We start from the raw sequence: 15,320 nt of genomic DNA on the forward strand, positions 1-15,320 counted from the left end.
TTGGACACCACTTCGGTAACCGACCCGGCTGCGGGTGCCACCGGTATGCGACGACGCCCCCTCTCCGTGCTGCGCGCCGGTGTCGCCGCCGCGCTCCCCGGCGAGCCCGTGCTGCGCACCGGACACCTTCTCGCCGTCAGTTCCCTTGTCAACGCGGGCGTCGGCTTCATCTTCTGGATCTTCGCGACGCACTGGTACGACGAGAAGGTCGTGGGCCTGAGCTACTCCGCCCTCTCTGCGTCCTTGCTGCTCGCGGGGATCGGGCAGCTCAATCTGAACGACTTCCTGGTGCGGTTCGTGCCGTCCGCCGGCCGTCGCACCCGCCGACTGGTCCTCACCTGCTACACCGCGAGCATGGGCTTCGGCGTGGTGGTGGCCGTGGGGTTCCTGGCGCTGGTGCCGGTGCTCGCCCCACGGCTCGAGTTCCTGCTGACACCGGTCACGGCGACCTGCTTCGTGGTGGCAACCGCCGGTTACGCCATCTTCGTTCTGCAGGACGGCGCGCTCACCGCGGTCCGCTGCCCCGGCTGGGTGGTGGGCGAGAACGTGATCTTCGCCTTCACGAAGCTGCTGCTGCTCGGCCTCGGCGCCCTCCTCGGCCTCTTCTCCGGCATCCTGCTCTCCTGGGCGGGAGCCCTCGTGGTCTCACTGGTCGTGGCCAACTACATCCTGATGGGCAGGGCCATTCCCCGGCACGAGCGGGAGACGAAGACCGCGCCACCTCCGCCCCGCATGCTCGGGTACGCCGCGACCGACTGGGTCGGCTCCGTGTTCCGGATGGCCGCCTACACCCTGGTCCCGCTGATCGTGCTGAACAACCTGGGCGCGGAGGAGAGTGCCTACTTCTCGGTGGCCTGGAACGTCGCCTACGTGCCCTATCTGCTCGCCCGCAACATGGGAACGTCCCTGCTCGCGGAGGCGATGCGCGGGCCCGAACGACTCGTGGAACACGCTCTGCGCGTCCTGCGCCACTCGGGTCTCCTGCTGGCCGGCGTCACGGTCGTCCTGGTCGTCTTCGCCCCGCAGATCCTGTCGCTCTTCGGCGGCGCGTACGCGGCCGAGGGAACCACCGTGCTGCGGCTGATGGCCCTGTCCGCACTGCCGAACCTGCTGCTGAGTGTGGCCATCGACGTGGCCCGGGCGCGGCGACGCCTGCGCTGGGCGGTGGCGGTGCAGATCGCGATGTGCGTGCTGGTGCTGGGGCTCACCAAGATGCTGGTGCCCGAACTCGGCATCGTGGGCGCGGGCGTCGCCTGGCTCGTCACCCAGTGCGCGATCGCCCTCGTCCTGGTCCTGTCCTGGTCCCGCTGGCTCGTCCCCGTGACGGAAAGGTCATCATGAACGACGCACACTCCGCCGGACGCAGCGCCCCCACCCTGTCGGTCGTCGTCTGCGCCTACACCCTCGACCGCTGGGAGGACCTGCGGGCCGCGATCGGATCGGTGCTGGCCCAGGAACGGCCCGCCGACGAGGTCGTGCTGGTGGTCGACCACAACCAGGCGCTGCTGGAGCGGGCCGAGCGGGAGCTGACCGGCGTCCGTGTGGTGCCCAGCCGGGGCCGGCGCGGCCTGTCCGGGGGACGCAACACCGGGGTCGAGGTGGCGCACGGCGACGTGGTGGCCTTCCTCGACGACGACGCGACCGCGGAACCGGGATGGACGGGCCGTCTGCTGGCGCCGTACGGGGATCCCAGGGTGGCGGGCGTCGGCGGGTTCGTCCGGCCGCGGTGGTCGACCGGGCGGCCGGTGTGGTTCCCGGCGGAGTTCGACTGGGTGGTGGGCTGCTCCTACCGTGGACTGCCCGAACGGGCCACCCCCGTGCGGAACTTCATCGGCGCCAACATGTCGTTCCGCAGGACGGAACTGCTCGCCGCCGGCGGGTTCCTGGGCACGCTCGGCCGGGTGGGTACCCGGCCCGCCGGGTGCGAGGAGACGGAGATGTGCCTGCGGATCGCGGCCCGCCGTCCGGAAGCCGTGCTGCTGTACGACCCCGCCGTGCAGGTACGGCACCGGGTCCCCGAGGCCCGTACCCACTGGTCCTACTTCCGCTCCCGCTGCTACGGGGAGGGCCTGTCCAAGGCTCTGGTGGCACGGCACCGCGGCAGGGGGTCCGCGCTGGCCAGCGAGCGCACCTATCTGCGCTCGACCATTCCCCGGGCCCTCGCCCGCAACCTGCGCGGCACGGGTCGTCCCGGCGCGCTGCGCACCGTCGGCGCGCTGTCCGCGGGGGTGTGCGTCACCGTCACCGGATACCTCGTCGGACGTGTCCGGCAGTGGGGACCCCGGGACTTCTTCCGCCGTCCGCAAGGAGGGGCGCAGCTGCCGTCGGAGGGCCGCTCATGAGCGTCGTACCCGTACCGCTGTCCGTCGACGCCGGGCCGTCCCTGAGCGTCGTCCCCGTCTTCCTCTACCACGCGGTGTCGCACGACGCGCCGCCGTGGCTCGCGCCGTTCACGGTGAGCCCCCGCACGTTCGTGGAGCACCTGGACATGATCGCCGACAGCGGGCTCCAAGTGATCCCGCTGCGGCAGCTGGTCGCGGCGCTGCACGGCGGCCCTCCCGTGCCACCCCGGTCGGCGGTGCTGACCTTCGACGACGGATACGCGGACTTCGCCTCCACGGTGGCACCGCTGCTCGCCGCACGGGGACTTCCCGCCACCCTGTACGTGACCACGGGCGCGCTGAGGGCGTCGGGGAGCGGACCGTTCCCGTCCGTTCAGACGCTCAGCTGGGCCCAGGTCGGGGAACTGGACGCGGCCGGGGTCGAGATCGGCGGACACACCATGACTCATCCGCAACTGGACACGCTGCCCCGCGCGTCGGTGAGGGAGGAGGTGGCCGGCTGCAAGCGGCAGATCGAGGAGGCGCTCGGGCACTCCGTCGACGCGTTCGCCTACCCGCACGGCTATTCCAGCCGCGCCGTTCGCGCCGTGGTGCGCGAGGCCGGATGGACCTCGGCCGCCGCCATCCGGGCCGCCTCGGCCTTCAGCTCGGAGGCGGACGACCCGCTGCGGTTCGGCCGGCTGATGGTCCGGGCCGACACCGGCCGGGACCAGTTCGCGCTCTGGACCAGCGGGGAGGGCGCCCCCGTCGCACCGTTCGCGGAAAGTCTGCGGACCAGGGGCTGGCGGGCCTATCGCCGGGCGAGGGCGATGACCGGACGGCCGTACCGGGCGATTCCCGCCTGAACCGCGAGGAACCGCGAGCGGGTGCGACGGACGGGCCGCTGACGGCGCGTCAGTGCTGCCAGACCCGGACCCAGTCCACGAGCATCCGCGCCGAGTCGGTGCCGGGGGGCGGGGCGTGGGGGAGGCCGACGGCCAGATTGATGAGCACCTCCATGGGCACGTGGGGAATCCGCTCCGGGGCGGTCACCCGGAACCGTTCCACCCCGTCCACGTACCAGACCAGTCTGTCCTTCTCCCAGAGCACCGCGAAGACATGGAAGGCATCGGGGAATCCGGCCGCCGTGAAGGTTCCCTGCTGTTTCCGCTTGTCCCCGTCCGTGTCCCGCCAGTGCACGAACATGGACAACTCGCGGGTGGTGCCGAGAAACTCCATGATGTCGATCTCGGGCGGGGTGTAGCGGCTCGCGGGCATCATCCAGAACGCGGGTGCCATCCCGCCCTGCGCCGGGATGCGGATGGCCGCCTCGAAGTAGCCGTAGGTGAAGGTCTCCCGCGGTTCGGCGTACCAGTGGTCCCGCCCGGTGGAGATCATCCCGGACACCCAGGGGTAGGTCCGCCCGTCGCTGCCGCGGATGGCACGGCGCTGGGCGGTGAGGGCCAGCCTTCCCCCGCCCACGGAGACCTGACCGGGCTGGTACCACTCCAGTTCGTTGTTGGAGCTGATGGTGCAGCCGTTCTCGTTCCAGTCGTAGCAGGTGGCCCAGTGGTCCGTGTCGAGTCGATCGCCGTCGAAGTCGTCGTGGAAGACGAGGCGCCAGTTCCCGTCCGCCGAGGGCTTGGGCGCCGTGGTGCCGGGCGTGGAACTGCAGGCGCAGCATGCCATCAGCAGCAGCATGAGCACACCGAGCACCGCGCCTCGTGACGTCATGGGTGGGCGCGCGTCCTGGCCGCGACGGAGCGGGCCACCCTGCGGGCGGCGAATCCGGTGCCGGCGACGAACCGCAGCACGGGGCCGAAGGTGGGAGCGGCGGCCAGTCCGGTGAAGAACAGTCCGGGCACGGACGACTCGAACCCCGACGACAGTCGCGGCGCGCCGCGGAACGTCCTGATCTCCCGGCGGAGTTCGGGTGCCAGGAACCCGAGCCGGTCGACGTCCACCCGGTATCCGGTGGCCAGCAGCAGATGGTCGGCCGCCAGTACCTCCGTACGCCCGTCGGTGTCCACCAGGTCGAGGCGCACCGCACCGTCCTCGACGCCGACGGAACGGACCGTACGGCGGCACAGCACCGGGAACCGGTCGTCCACGCGGTGCCGCAGCCACCAGCCGCCGGACGGGCCGAGCACATCGTGCAGCAGCCGCATCCGCAGCCCCTCCGGCAGATGGCGGAAGGCACCGCCGCCGTAGCTGCACGCGAGCAGCGACCAGCCCGGTCCGAGCGGTGAACCCGGCTTGGCGACCCGTTCGGGGCGCGGCCGGTCCGCCGGCCGGTCGGAGTCGGGCGGGCTGCCGAACGCGACGGACTCGGCGCGGACGATCACGGTGGGACGGGCACCGGCCTCGTGCAGCAGCGCGGCGCTCTCCAGGGCCGACTGCCCGGCGCCGAGGACGGCGACCCGCTGCCCCGAGAACCGGGTCAGATCACGGTGCCGGCTGGTGTGCGAGACCAGCTCCGCAGGAAGGGCGTTCAGTCCGGGAGGTTCGTAGGCGAACGGGACCAGTCCGGTGGCGAGCACCACGTTCTCGGCGGGGAACTCCTCCCCGGAGTCCAGGGTGACGGCGAACAGCCCGTCCACCGCCTCGACTCCCCGTACCTTCTGCCGCTCCAGCTCGGGCACGCGGCGCTCCTGGAACCACCTTCCGTAGGCGATCATCTCGTCGAGGGGGATGGGGTACCGGTCGCCCACGGGTCCGAGTCCCCGCGCGGTACGGAAGTCCTCCAGGCGGTATCCGGGCTCCGGCGCGGAGATGGAGGAGGCGGCGGGCACCGACTTCAGATACATGCCCGTCGGCATATTGGCGTGCCAGCACTCCATGGGCTCCCCGAACACCCGCCGCGGTGTTCCCGCCGCGCTCAGCCAGGCGGCTGTGGCGAGCCCGTAGGGGCCCGCGCCGATGACCACGGTGGGCGGTCGCCGACGGGAGTCATGGGTCCCCCCGCCCCTGGCCGCCTTGTGCCGGGTGATGAAGCCGGTGTTCGCGGGCATGGTCACTTCCTTTCCTGTCGTGGGGCGCCGGGCCGTCACGGCCGGGCACCGGCCCAGCGGGCGGACTCCCGGAGGACGGGCGCGACCGTGTGGGCCAACCAGCCGAAGCTGTGTCCGAACCTCGGGGACTTGCGGACGTTGTTCGCCACGTGCCACAGCCAGCTCAGCAGGGGAATCGCCACCGGATCGGCGACACCGTGGTCCGGGTCCAGCCCGGCGAGCGCGAGCAGGGCGCGGTCGGCGTCCGGGACCCGGCCGGTGCGCAGCGTCTCGGCGACCAGGACACCCAGCGGGCGGCCGGTCAGCGTGCTGCGCAGGGCCAGCACGAAGGTGTACGCGTCGATCTCGCACGGCCCGTCCGCGCGGCCGCTGCTCCAGTCGAAGATTCCGGTGACCTTGAGGGGGTCGCCTCCGAGCAGCACATTGCCGGGGTGGTAGTCGCCATGGGTCCAGCCCTCGGTCAGCACCGCGCCGGCCAGGGCCGCGTCCAGCCGGTGGCGCAGGGCCTCGAACTCGGCCGCTTTCCGGCCCGACCGGTAGCGGGGTATTCCGGCGGAGAGAGCCGTCAGCTCCGACTCGCACCAGGCCCGGGCCCGGTCGGCTGCGGGACGGCGTTGCCCGGTGGCGGCCCGCAGCTCCGCCAGCAGGCGCAGGGCGGGCTCGACGGCGGCGTACGGGTCGTCAGGGGTGTCCTGGATCAGCCTTTCCAGCGGGACACCCGGGAGCGTGCTCTGGGCGAGCGTCCCCGAGGGCCCGGGTGAGCCGACCACCCGGGGCAGCAGGGGACGCCAGGGGTCGAGCCGGCCGTCGGCGTCGAGCTGTTGCAGGACTTCCCGCTCCCGCGCCGTCACCGTGGCCCCGGCCTCGTTCCTCGGATGCTTGACCACCAGGCTCCCCGCGCCGCGCCGCAGCTCGAACACCAGAAGGCCCGCCTTGGGCCGGGAGGGGCGCCGGACCACGGTGATGTCGCCGCGAGCGGCGCCGCGCATGAGCCAGTGCGCCCGGAGGCGGTCGTCGAGCCCGGCCAGCGCGCGAGGGAAGTAGAGCGGTAGCAAACCGGAGAGCGAGGACATCTTGGCGGGTGTCTTCATACCAGACCTTGCCGGACCGTCCGCGGGCACGACCCGCGCTACTGGGGATAATGGGATGTGAGCGTTATGTCACTATTTCGGTAGATTCTAGAGCTTCGTTCTCGTTTGTACCTTCCGAGAGAATGCTTCCCAGAGAGGGCCGGGTGGTCTCCTTGCTGGACAACGAGGTGCCCGTGCTCCTCGCCAGGATCGGCAACTACCCGCTGCACCACGGCAGTCTGGGCGTGGTGCGCACGCTCGGGCGGCTGGGCGTTCCGGTCCACGCCGTCGTCGAGGACCGTTTCACTCCCGTCGCGCTCTCCCGCCATTTGACGCGCAGGATCGTCTGGCCGACGACCGGCTGTGAGGATCCGGAGCGGCTCGCGGACGGCCTGCTGTCCATCGGGCGGACGATCGGTGTCCGGAGTGTGGCGGTGCCGACGGACGACGAGGCGGCGATCCTGCTGGCGGAGCACGCCGACCGGCTGAAGGAGTCTTTCCTCCTGCCGTCCGTGCCGTCCCACCTGCCGCGTCTGCTGGCGTGCAAGGCGAGCCTGCACCGGATCTGCATCGAGGCCGGGGTGCCCTCGCCGCGGTCATGGGCGCCGGAGAGCCGCGACGAACTGATCGACGCGGGCAGGGAGCTCGGCTATCCGCTGGTACTCAAGAACCTGGCGCCGTTCAGCAGGCTGCGTACCCCGGCCGTCAGCGGCAGCACCACCGTGGTGCATGCCGAACGGGACCTGCTCGACCGCTTTCCGAAGTCCGCGCCGCCGCCCGTCCTCGTGCAGGAGTTCATCCCCAGACAGCAGGCGGAGGACTGGATCACCCACATCTACTGCGGTGCGGGTGGTGTGCCGCGCGTCCTGTTCACCGGCCTGAAACTGCGCTCCTGGCCCCCTTACGCGGGGGTGACCGCCCGGGCGGTGTCGCTGCGCAACCCCGAGCTGGCCCGGCTGGCTGAGCGGCTGTGCCACCGGATCGGCTACAGCGGACTGGCGGATCTCGACTGGCGTTACGACCGTCGGGACGGGCAGTACAAACTCGTCGACTTCAACCCGCGTACCGGCGCCCAGTTCCGCCTCTTCGAGAACGTCCACGGAGTCGATGTCGTCCGTGCCATGCATCTGGACCTGACCGGCCGTGACGTGCCCGACGGCGCTCAGGTCGAGGGGCGGGTCTTCGTCGCCGGCCAACTGGACTTTCCGTCGGCGGCGGTGTGGCTGCGCCGGGAGCGCCGACTGCCGTCCGACCTGTTCAGTGAGCCGGCCACCGAGCGGGCCTGGCTCAGCAGGGACGACCCCCTGCCGGCCGTTGCCGAGGCGATCCGGTTCTCCGGGCTGGTCACGCGCCGTCTGATGCGGTCGGTGCGCTCCGGCCGGGGCGGATGCCCTTGACCGAAGAATCCACCGGCACCCCGTCGACGTCGTGGTCGGCGGGGTGTCTGCATGTGCGGTCCGCCGGGCCGCGGGGCCGACTCGGTCCCTGAATCTCTCCGGAATGCATGTTGACCTGAGCTCCCGGGAGGGTGACTATGTACGTATACGACGTAAATATACGCGCCATCCTCCGGGCCGCCCGCGGCTCGGCCGACCGGCTGGAGGGACCATGCGTGCGGTGGTGTCCGGTGGCAGCGGCTTCCTCGGATCGCATCTGTGCGAAGCCCTGCTCCGCAGGGGCGACCGGGTCTGCTGCCTGGACGACTTCTCCTCGGGCCGCGCGGCGAACGTCGGCCACCTCCTGGGCGACCCCGGATTCGAGTGCGCTCCGTGCGACGTCACGGAGCGGGTCAGGGTCTCCGGGGAGGTGGACGCCGTCTTCCACCTGGCGAGCGGCGCCACTCCGCGCGACCACTCCCGCCGCCCGCTCGAGACCCTGGCCGCCGGCAGCCGGGGCACCGAGAACCTGCTGAGGCTGGCCCTCAGGCACCAGGCACGCTTCGTCCTGGCGTCCACCGGCGCGGTCTACGGCGACCCCGAGGTGCACCCGCAGGACGAGGACTACCGGGGGCACGTGGACCCCGTCGGACCACGCAGCGTCCACGACGAGGCCAAGCGCTTCGCCGAGGCCCTGTCCATGGCGTACCGACGCAGCGAGGGCGCCGACGTGGGCATCGTGCGGATCTTCAACACCTACGGTCCGCGCATGCGGAGGGACGACGGCCGGGTCGTCCCCACCTTCATCCGGCAGGCGCTGGACGGAGAGGACCTGACGATCTTCGGGGACGGCAGTCAGACGCGCAGCTTCTGCTATGTGGCCGACCTGATCAGAGGCCTGGTGGCCATGGCCGACGCCCATCTGCCGGGCCCGTTCAACCTGGGCAGCCCCAGCGAGCGGACCGTGCGAGAGCTCGCCGAGCTGGTGCTGCTGATCACCGGCTCGGACGCCGGACTGCGCTTCCGGCCCCGGCCGGCCGACGACCCGGTCCGCCGTCGCCCCGTCATCACACGGGCCCATGAGGGGCTCGGCTGGCAGCCGAGGGTGCCGCTGGAGGAAGGGCTGATCCGCACCGCCTCCTGGTTCGCGACCCAGTCGGACACGTCCCGGCGTCCGTCCCAGCACTTCCCGGTGGGACGGTCGTGACGAAAGCACAACGGGGACAGAGACATCGATCATGAACGCACCCATCGAGGACTACGCCCTCCTCAGCGACCTTGAGACCGCGGCCATGGTCGGCCGGAACGGGTCGGTCGACTGGCTCTGCCTGCCCCGCTTCGACTCGGAGGCCTGCCTGGCCGCGCTGATCGGCACGCAGGACAACGGCTTCTGGCGGGTCGCCCCCACCGCCTCCCCCGGGACCTGTACCCGTCGCGCCTACCGGCCCGACACGCTGGTCCTGGACACCTGGTGGGAGACCGCGGAGGGCGCGGTGCGGGTCACCGACTTCATGCCGCCTCGCGCCCAACTGCCGTGCGTCGTCCGCGTGATCGAGGGTGTGTCCGGGGCCGTGCCGATGCGCAGCGAACTGCGTCTGCGCTTCCACCAGGGCCGCGTGGTGCCCTGGGTCCGGGTCACCGACGACTGCACCGTGGCGATCGCCGGGCCGGACGCCGTGTGGCTGGGCGCCGACGGTCCTGTGCGCGCCCTCGGCCAGGAAGGCTCCACGGTGCTCGACTTCACCGTCCCGGCCGGTCGGCGGATCGCCCTCACCCTGGTCTGGGCGCCCTCGCACTTCCCGGCACCGCCGGCGCCCGTGGACATCCCCGCGGAGACGATGCTCAAGGAGACGGAGGACTTCTGGCGGCGCTGGGCAGGCCAGTGCAGCTACCAGGGGCCGTGGCGGGAGGCTGTGGTGCGCTCGCTGATCACGCTGAAGGCGCTCACCTTCGCACCCACCGGCGGCATCGTCGCCGCACCGACCACCTCGTTGCCCGGCTGCCTCGGCGGCGAACGCAACTGGGACTACCGGTACTGCTGGCTGCGCGACTCCACCCTCACCCTGTCCTGCCTGCTGCACAGCGGCTACCGCGACGAGGCCTGGGCCTGGCTGGACTGGCTGGTCCGGGCCATGGCGGGCGACCCGGCCGATCTGCAAACTGTGTACGGCCTCGGCGGACAGCGGCTGCTGCACGAGACAGAGGCCCCCTGGCTGCCCGGCTACGAGGGCTCGCAGCCGGTGCGGTTCGGGAACTCGGCGGTCGGTCACTTCCAGCTGGACGTGTACGGCGAGGTCATGGACGCGCTGTTGCAGTCCGTGCAGGCGGGCATCCCCATGCCCGCCCATGTGTGGGAACTGGTGGAGTCGCTGATGGCCTTCCTGCTGCGGCACTGGCGCGAACCCGACCAGGGGCTGTGGCAGGTGCGGGGGCCGCGGCGGCAGTTCGTCCATTCCAAGGTCATGGTGTGGGTGGCCGCCGACCGTGCCCTGCGCATGGGGGAGCTGCTCGGCCGCAACGGATCGTCGGCCCAGTGGCGGGCCATGCGCCAGGAGGTGTGGCAGCAGGTCCTCCACCAGGGCTGGGACGCGAAACAGCGGTCCTTCGTGCAGTCCTACGGCTCGGCCGACCTGGACGCCTCGGCCCTGCTGATGCCCCGGCTCGGCTTCCTGCCCGCCCGGGACCCGCGAGTGCTGTGCACCGTGCAGGAGATGCGCCGACTGGACCACGGCGGGTTCATACGGCGGTACGCGCCCGGTGGTGCCGGAGCCCACCGCGTGGACGGCATGCACGGCCGTGAGGGCGCGTTCGTGGCGTGCTCCCTGTGGTACGCCGATGCCCTCGCCCTGACCGGCCACCCCGAACAGGCCCACGAGGCCTTCGAACGGGTCCTCGCCGTGCGCAACGACGTCGGACTGCTGTCGGAGCAGTGGGATCCGGACGCCGGACGCCAACTGGGCAACGCGCCGCAGGCGTTCAGCCATATCGCCCTGGCGGAGACGGCGTTCGCCCTGTCCGCCGCACCGCCCCGGAGCCGCGGCTGCGCGGCAGCGTCGGGTCGGCGTCGGTCCGGTTCCTCTCAAGGCGGTCGGTCAGGGGCGTGAGCCCGGGTCATGTCCCCTGCTCTCCGGTTTCCGACTCCGTCCGGCGCAGGACGATCTCGCTCTCCTCCAGGTTCATCGGCGGGGCGAACAGATATCCCTGCCCGAACCGGCAGCCGATGCCGGCCAGCAGCTCGCGCTGCGACTGCTCCTCGATGCCCTCGGCGATCACCTGGAGGCCGAGTGTGTCGGCCAGATGGACGATACCCTCGACGAGCGCGACCTGCCGGGGGTCCTCCGGGATGTCGTCGATGAACGTCTTGTCGATCTTGAGCACATCGATGGGGAACTCCCGCAGGTAGCGCAGCGAGGAGAATCCCGTTCCGAAGTCGTCCACCGCGATACGGACCCCGAGGTCCTTCAGCGTCCGAAGGAGTGCGTCGATATGGGCGTCCGGCCGCATGAGTACCGACTCGGTCAGCTCCAGCTGCAGCGAGTCCGGGCGCAGACCGGCGGTGTCGAGGGACGTTCGCACCTCGTTCAGGAAGTTCGAGTCCCGCCACTGGCGGGCGGACACATTGACGCTGACGTACGGCGGTACGGGCCGTGGCGTCCGGCTCTGAAGCCGGGCGATGTCGGCCGCGGCGTTCCGCAGCACCCAGGCGCCCAGAGGCGTGATCTGCCCGGTCTCCTCGGCCAGCGCGATGAACTGCAGCGGTGGGATCATGCCGCGCCGGGTGTGCGGCCAGCGGGCCAGCGCCTCGAAGCCCACGACCTGGCCCGCGGTCATGTCCACCACCGGCTGGTAGAGCAGGCTGAACTCCTCGTCGGCGATCGCCCGGTCCAGACGCGCCCGCAGATCGTGGCGCTCCGTCATGTTGTCGCGCAGTTCCGGCAGGAACCGGCGCCACTGGCGTTTCCCCGCGGCCTTGGCGGCATACAGGGCCAGATCGGCGAGGGCCAGCAGCTCTTCGGGGTCCGCGCTGTCCCAGGCCGTGGCCACGCCCACGCTGGCGGAGACGTTCACCGAGTCGTCGGACAACCGGAAGGGCCTGCCCAGGCTCTGGATCACCTGTGCGGCCAGAAGCTCGGCGTCGACCGGCTGCTTCGCGCCCTCCATCAGCACCGCGAACTCGTCACCGCCCAGACGCGCCGCGGTGTCGGTGCGGCGCAGCGTCCTCGACAGACGCTCTCCCACCGCGGCGAGGAGCCGGTCGCCCACCTGGTGTCCCAGGGTGTCGTTGACGATCTTGAAGTCGTCCAGGTCGATGAAGAGCAGACAGGTGAGAGTCGACTCCCTGCGGCCGCGCAGCAGCGCGCGTTCGGTCCGCTCCAGCAGCAGCGTCCGGTTGGGCAGACCGGTCAGTGAGTCGTGGAAGGCCCGCTGGGTGAGTTCGTGCTCCAGCTGACGCTGTTCGGTCACGTCCCGCAGGGTGATCACCAAGCCGGCGACGGTCCTGTCCTGCCGTAGGTCACGACACCGGACCTCCACCTCGATGTTGCTGAGTTCCCGGACGATCCACCAGTAGTCGTGGGCCTCCTCCTGCGTGTCGCTGCGCAGGACCGTCAGCGTCCGGTGCACCCGTTCGCGGTCCCGCGGATCCACCAGTTCCTGCAGGGCCGTACCCGTCAGCGCGGACCTGCCGAAGACGGCTTCGGCGGACGGACTGGCGTACCGCACGGTCGTGTCGTCGTTGAGGATGAGGATGACGTCCGAGGCGTTGTGCACCAGCGTGCGGAAGTAGGCCTCGCTCTCCTTGCGGGAGATCTCCTGCCGGAGCGCCACGCGTTCCGCCGCCAGCCCCGCGTACGAGGCCAGGATCTCCACCGAGCCGCGTATCTCGGTGAGCTGCCGCTCGGGTCCCGCGACCAGCAGGACGCCCGGGGGCTCGTCGCCGGCTGGGCGGCCGGACCGGCCCATGGGGCAAACGAGGGCGGTCGGCAGGTCGCCGAGACGGTCGGCGAGGTCCGGCCCCAGCTCCGGAACGGGGAGGATGAAGGTGCGGGGGAGTTCACCGGCGGTCGGCTCACTGCCGTCCGCGCCGTGCCGGCCGACGGGCGACCGCGCCAGAGACGCGTACAGGAACTGGGCCTGCTGGGGCGACAGCAACACGGTTGCGTTCTGGACCTTCGGGCCGAACAGTGCCGCCACTGCCGTGACGCAGGACACCTCGACGTCCTGGGCTTCCTCTGCCGCGACGAGTGAGCCGGTGGCCCCGCGCAGGGTCAGTTCACGCGCCACGGACCTGCGATGCGCCACGATCATGCTCCCGAGGCGGAGGATCACGAGCACGAACAGCAGGCCGGAGAAGATGGCCAGCGCCATTGCGTCGTGGACGGTGCCCACGGGCTGCTCGAAGAGCAGGATCACGGGCGCGACGAGTGTCGCCGCGGCAAGCACGGGGAGACGGTGCCAGGGCGGCAGGGGGGCCTGCGGCCGGGGTTCCGGCTCGGTCAGCTCCCTCATGGAGGGGTGGAGCGCGGCCAGTCCCCAGGCCGTGCAGAAGACGAGCCGACCGGAGTCCGGCAGCGTGCCGGCATGCCATGTCCCGTCGAGCCGGAGGATCCCGTACGCGATGTCGAAGCCGAGCAGCGTCCCGGTGCCCAGGACGAGCAGCTGCACGGAGCGGTTGCGGACTGCGCGCGTGCTCCCGATGAGCAGCCGGAGCAGGACCGCCAGTACCAGGACGTCCCCCATCGGGTACGCGATGCTGATCGCGCGTTGCTGCCAGGTCAGGCCGTCCACTGTGGTCAGCGGCTGCACCAGATACACCCAGACCGGCAGTGCGAGGCCGGCGGTGATGATCAGCGCGTCCAACAGGCCGGGCAGGTCATGGTCCGGCGAGCGGTAGCGGACCAGACCGAACAGGCCCGCGGCGAGGAGCGGATACACGAGCAGATGGCACGCGTCCGCGGGCGAGGGGGACGCAGGGGACGACTGGAGGTACAGCTCCTGTACGTTGTAGTACGCGTCGCCCGCGGCGTAGGCCAGCAGCGCGGCGGCGATCACCAGCCAGGGCCATCTGTGCGCAGGGCGGTGGATACGGAGCCCGCCGAGGACGGCCGCGACACCAGCCAGCCCGATGACGGCCGACAGGCGTGCCCTCGGTGCGGGGACGGCCAGATAAAGGCACGTGAAGATCCCGACCAGCGTGATGTAGGCGGCCATCAACCGGCGGCTTGTCGACAAGAGCAAGCGCCTCCCGGGTCGCAGGGCCGGGTCCGAAGCACGTGTTAACCAGGACTTAACGTAAAAATCCTAGGCGCAGGGCGTGCCGGGCTGCATCTCGGCGCAGGGTGGTCAGCCGTGCCCGCCCTTCGTTCGCCGGGCGGAGCCGGTGTAGCCGTTCGGATTGTGCCGCTGGAAGCGCCAGGCGTCCCGGCACATGTCGTCCAGGTCCCGGGTGGGGTGCCAGGCCCAGGCGCGGGCCACGGCGGTCGCGTCCGCGACGAGTTCGGTCACATCGCCGGGGCGGCGGGGCGCGGCCTCGTACGGAATGGTCCTTCCGCTCGCCCGGGAGAACGCGTCGACGACCTCCAGGACCGAACTGCCCTTGCCGAGGCCGAGGTTGAAGATGTGCATGCCGGGGGCGTCGGCAAGGTGGTCGAGGGCGACCCGGTGGGCCTCCACGGTGTCCATGACGTGGATGTAGTCGCGGATCGCGGTGCCGTCGCGGGTGGGGTAGTCCGTGCCGAAGACGCGCAGCCGCTCCCGCCGGCCGACGGCCACCTGGGCCAGGTACGGCATGAGATTGTCCGGCTCGCCGCGCGGATCCTCGCCGAGCAGTCCGCTGGGATGGGCGCCGGCCGGGTTGAAGTACCGCAGGCACATCACGGTGTACTCCGGGCGGTGTCGGCACACGTCGGAGAGGATCTGCTCGCAGATCCACTTCGAGATCGCGTAGGGGTTGGTGGGCCGCGCGGGGGTGGACTCATCGAGTGCTCCCGGTCCGGCCTCGCCGTAAACCGAGCAGGACGAGGAGAACACCAGCTGGTGCACCCCGTGTTCGTGCATGGCCCGCAGCAGGGTGGTGGTGCCGCCGACGTTGGTGTCGTAGTACGCCACGGGCTTCTGGGCCGAGGGGCCCAGGGACTTGCGCGCGGCGAAGTGCACGACCGCGTCGACGCAGTGCCGGTCGAAGACGGCCGACAGAGCGTGCCGGTCACAGATGTCCAGTTCGTATACGGCGCCGACGAAGCGGCCTGCGATCCGCTCCACCCGGGCGAAGGCCTCCGGAGTGCTGTTGGAGAAGTCGTCGACCACGATCAGCTCATAACCATGGTCCAGCAGTTCGACGCAGGCGTGGCTGCCGATGAAGCCGGCCCCGCCGGTGACGAGGACGGTTGACGGTGCGCTCATCTCCGCGCTCCCTGCCGGTCGCGGCCGAGGTGTCCGTGCTGGGTAAAGACGACGTAGTCCCAACGGCGTACGTTTACGCCGTATATTCGACTGTGCGCCGCTTCCTCCCGCGAGTCAAGGCCTGGCGGGGTCGGGCTTGCG

The 15,320-nt window shown here is 71.1% G+C and carries 11 protein-coding genes; 6 read left to right on the forward strand and 5 right to left on the reverse strand.

Features of this window, described 5'->3' with window-relative positions:
• The 3 genes from F7R91_RS13715 to F7R91_RS13725 are packed head-to-tail and all read left to right on the forward strand — an operon-like array spanning position 1 to position 3,187.
• Positions 1-1,341, forward strand: a complete 1,341-nt coding sequence (locus F7R91_RS13715) for a lipopolysaccharide biosynthesis protein (RefSeq protein ID WP_150948104.1) — start codon at positions 1-3, stop codon at positions 1,339-1,341.
• The gene (locus tag F7R91_RS13720; protein ID WP_150948106.1) at positions 1,338-2,342 is read left to right on the forward strand and encodes a glycosyltransferase family 2 protein; all 1,005 of its coding nucleotides are present in this window, start codon (positions 1,338-1,340) and stop codon (positions 2,340-2,342) included. Before F7R91_RS13715 ends, F7R91_RS13720 begins: the two co-directional genes overlap by 4 nt.
• Positions 2,339-3,187 carry a polysaccharide deacetylase family protein gene (locus F7R91_RS13725; RefSeq protein ID WP_150948108.1) on the forward strand — a complete coding sequence of 283 codons (849 nt, stop codon included), beginning with the start codon at positions 2,339-2,341 and terminating at the stop codon, positions 3,185-3,187. Before F7R91_RS13720 ends, F7R91_RS13725 begins: the two co-directional genes overlap by 4 nt.
• 49 nt (positions 3,188-3,236) lie before the next feature.
• Here the strand turns inward: F7R91_RS13725 and F7R91_RS13730 are convergent, their stop codons facing one another.
• Genes F7R91_RS13730 through F7R91_RS43805 form a run of 3 tightly spaced genes read right to left on the reverse strand, consistent with a single transcriptional unit; the run spans position 3,237 to position 6,423 of the window.
• Entirely contained in the window at positions 3,237-4,055 is an 819-nt protein-coding gene (locus F7R91_RS13730; RefSeq protein ID WP_150948110.1) for a glycoside hydrolase family 16 protein, read from the reverse strand.
• On the reverse strand, positions 4,052-5,332 hold the full coding sequence (locus F7R91_RS13735) for an NAD(P)-binding domain-containing protein (protein WP_150948112.1): 1,281 nt from the start codon (positions 5,330-5,332) through the stop codon (positions 4,052-4,054). Before F7R91_RS13735 ends, F7R91_RS13730 begins: the two co-directional genes overlap by 4 nt.
• Before the next feature lie 35 nt (positions 5,333-5,367).
• Complete coding sequence (locus F7R91_RS43805; protein ID WP_150948114.1) at positions 5,368-6,423, reverse strand: phosphotransferase family protein; 1,056 nt, start codon at positions 6,421-6,423, stop codon at positions 5,368-5,370.
• A gap of 122 nt (positions 6,424-6,545) precedes the next feature.
• Between F7R91_RS43805 and F7R91_RS13745 the strand changes: the two genes are divergently transcribed.
• The 3 genes from F7R91_RS13745 to F7R91_RS13755 all read left to right on the forward strand — a co-directional run bounded on the left by F7R91_RS13745 (position 6,546) and on the right by F7R91_RS13755 (position 10,882).
• Positions 6,546-7,799: a carboxylate--amine ligase gene (locus F7R91_RS13745; protein WP_191971474.1), complete on the forward strand. Its 1,254-nt coding sequence runs from the start codon at positions 6,546-6,548 to the stop codon at positions 7,797-7,799.
• A 211-nt stretch (positions 7,800-8,010) separates the two neighbouring features.
• Entirely contained in the window at positions 8,011-8,985 is a 975-nt protein-coding gene (locus F7R91_RS13750; RefSeq protein ID WP_150948116.1) for an NAD-dependent epimerase/dehydratase family protein, read from the forward strand.
• 31 nt (positions 8,986-9,016) lie between these two features.
• Positions 9,017-10,882 carry a glycoside hydrolase family 15 protein gene (locus F7R91_RS13755; protein ID WP_150948118.1) on the forward strand — a complete coding sequence of 622 codons (1,866 nt, stop codon included), beginning with the start codon at positions 9,017-9,019 and terminating at the stop codon, positions 10,880-10,882.
• Positions 10,883-10,889: 7 nt separating this feature from the next.
• On the opposite strand, the gene F7R91_RS13760 is transcribed toward F7R91_RS13755, so the two are convergent.
• Together F7R91_RS13760 and galE are read right to left on the reverse strand one after the other, a co-directional pair.
• Positions 10,890-13,988: a putative bifunctional diguanylate cyclase/phosphodiesterase gene (locus F7R91_RS13760; protein WP_150948120.1), complete on the reverse strand. Its 3,099-nt coding sequence runs from the start codon at positions 13,986-13,988 to the stop codon at positions 10,890-10,892.
• Positions 13,989-14,120: 132 nt separating this feature from the next.
• Complete coding sequence (gene galE, locus F7R91_RS13765) at positions 14,121-15,179, reverse strand: UDP-glucose 4-epimerase GalE (RefSeq protein WP_150948121.1); 1,059 nt, start codon at positions 15,177-15,179, stop codon at positions 14,121-14,123.
• Positions 15,180-15,320 lie beyond the last annotated feature (141 nt).

It is taken from the genome of Streptomyces luteolifulvus, from assembly GCF_008806595.1.
Classification (GTDB): domain Bacteria; phylum Actinomycetota; class Actinomycetes; order Streptomycetales; family Streptomycetaceae; genus Streptomyces; species Streptomyces luteolifulvus.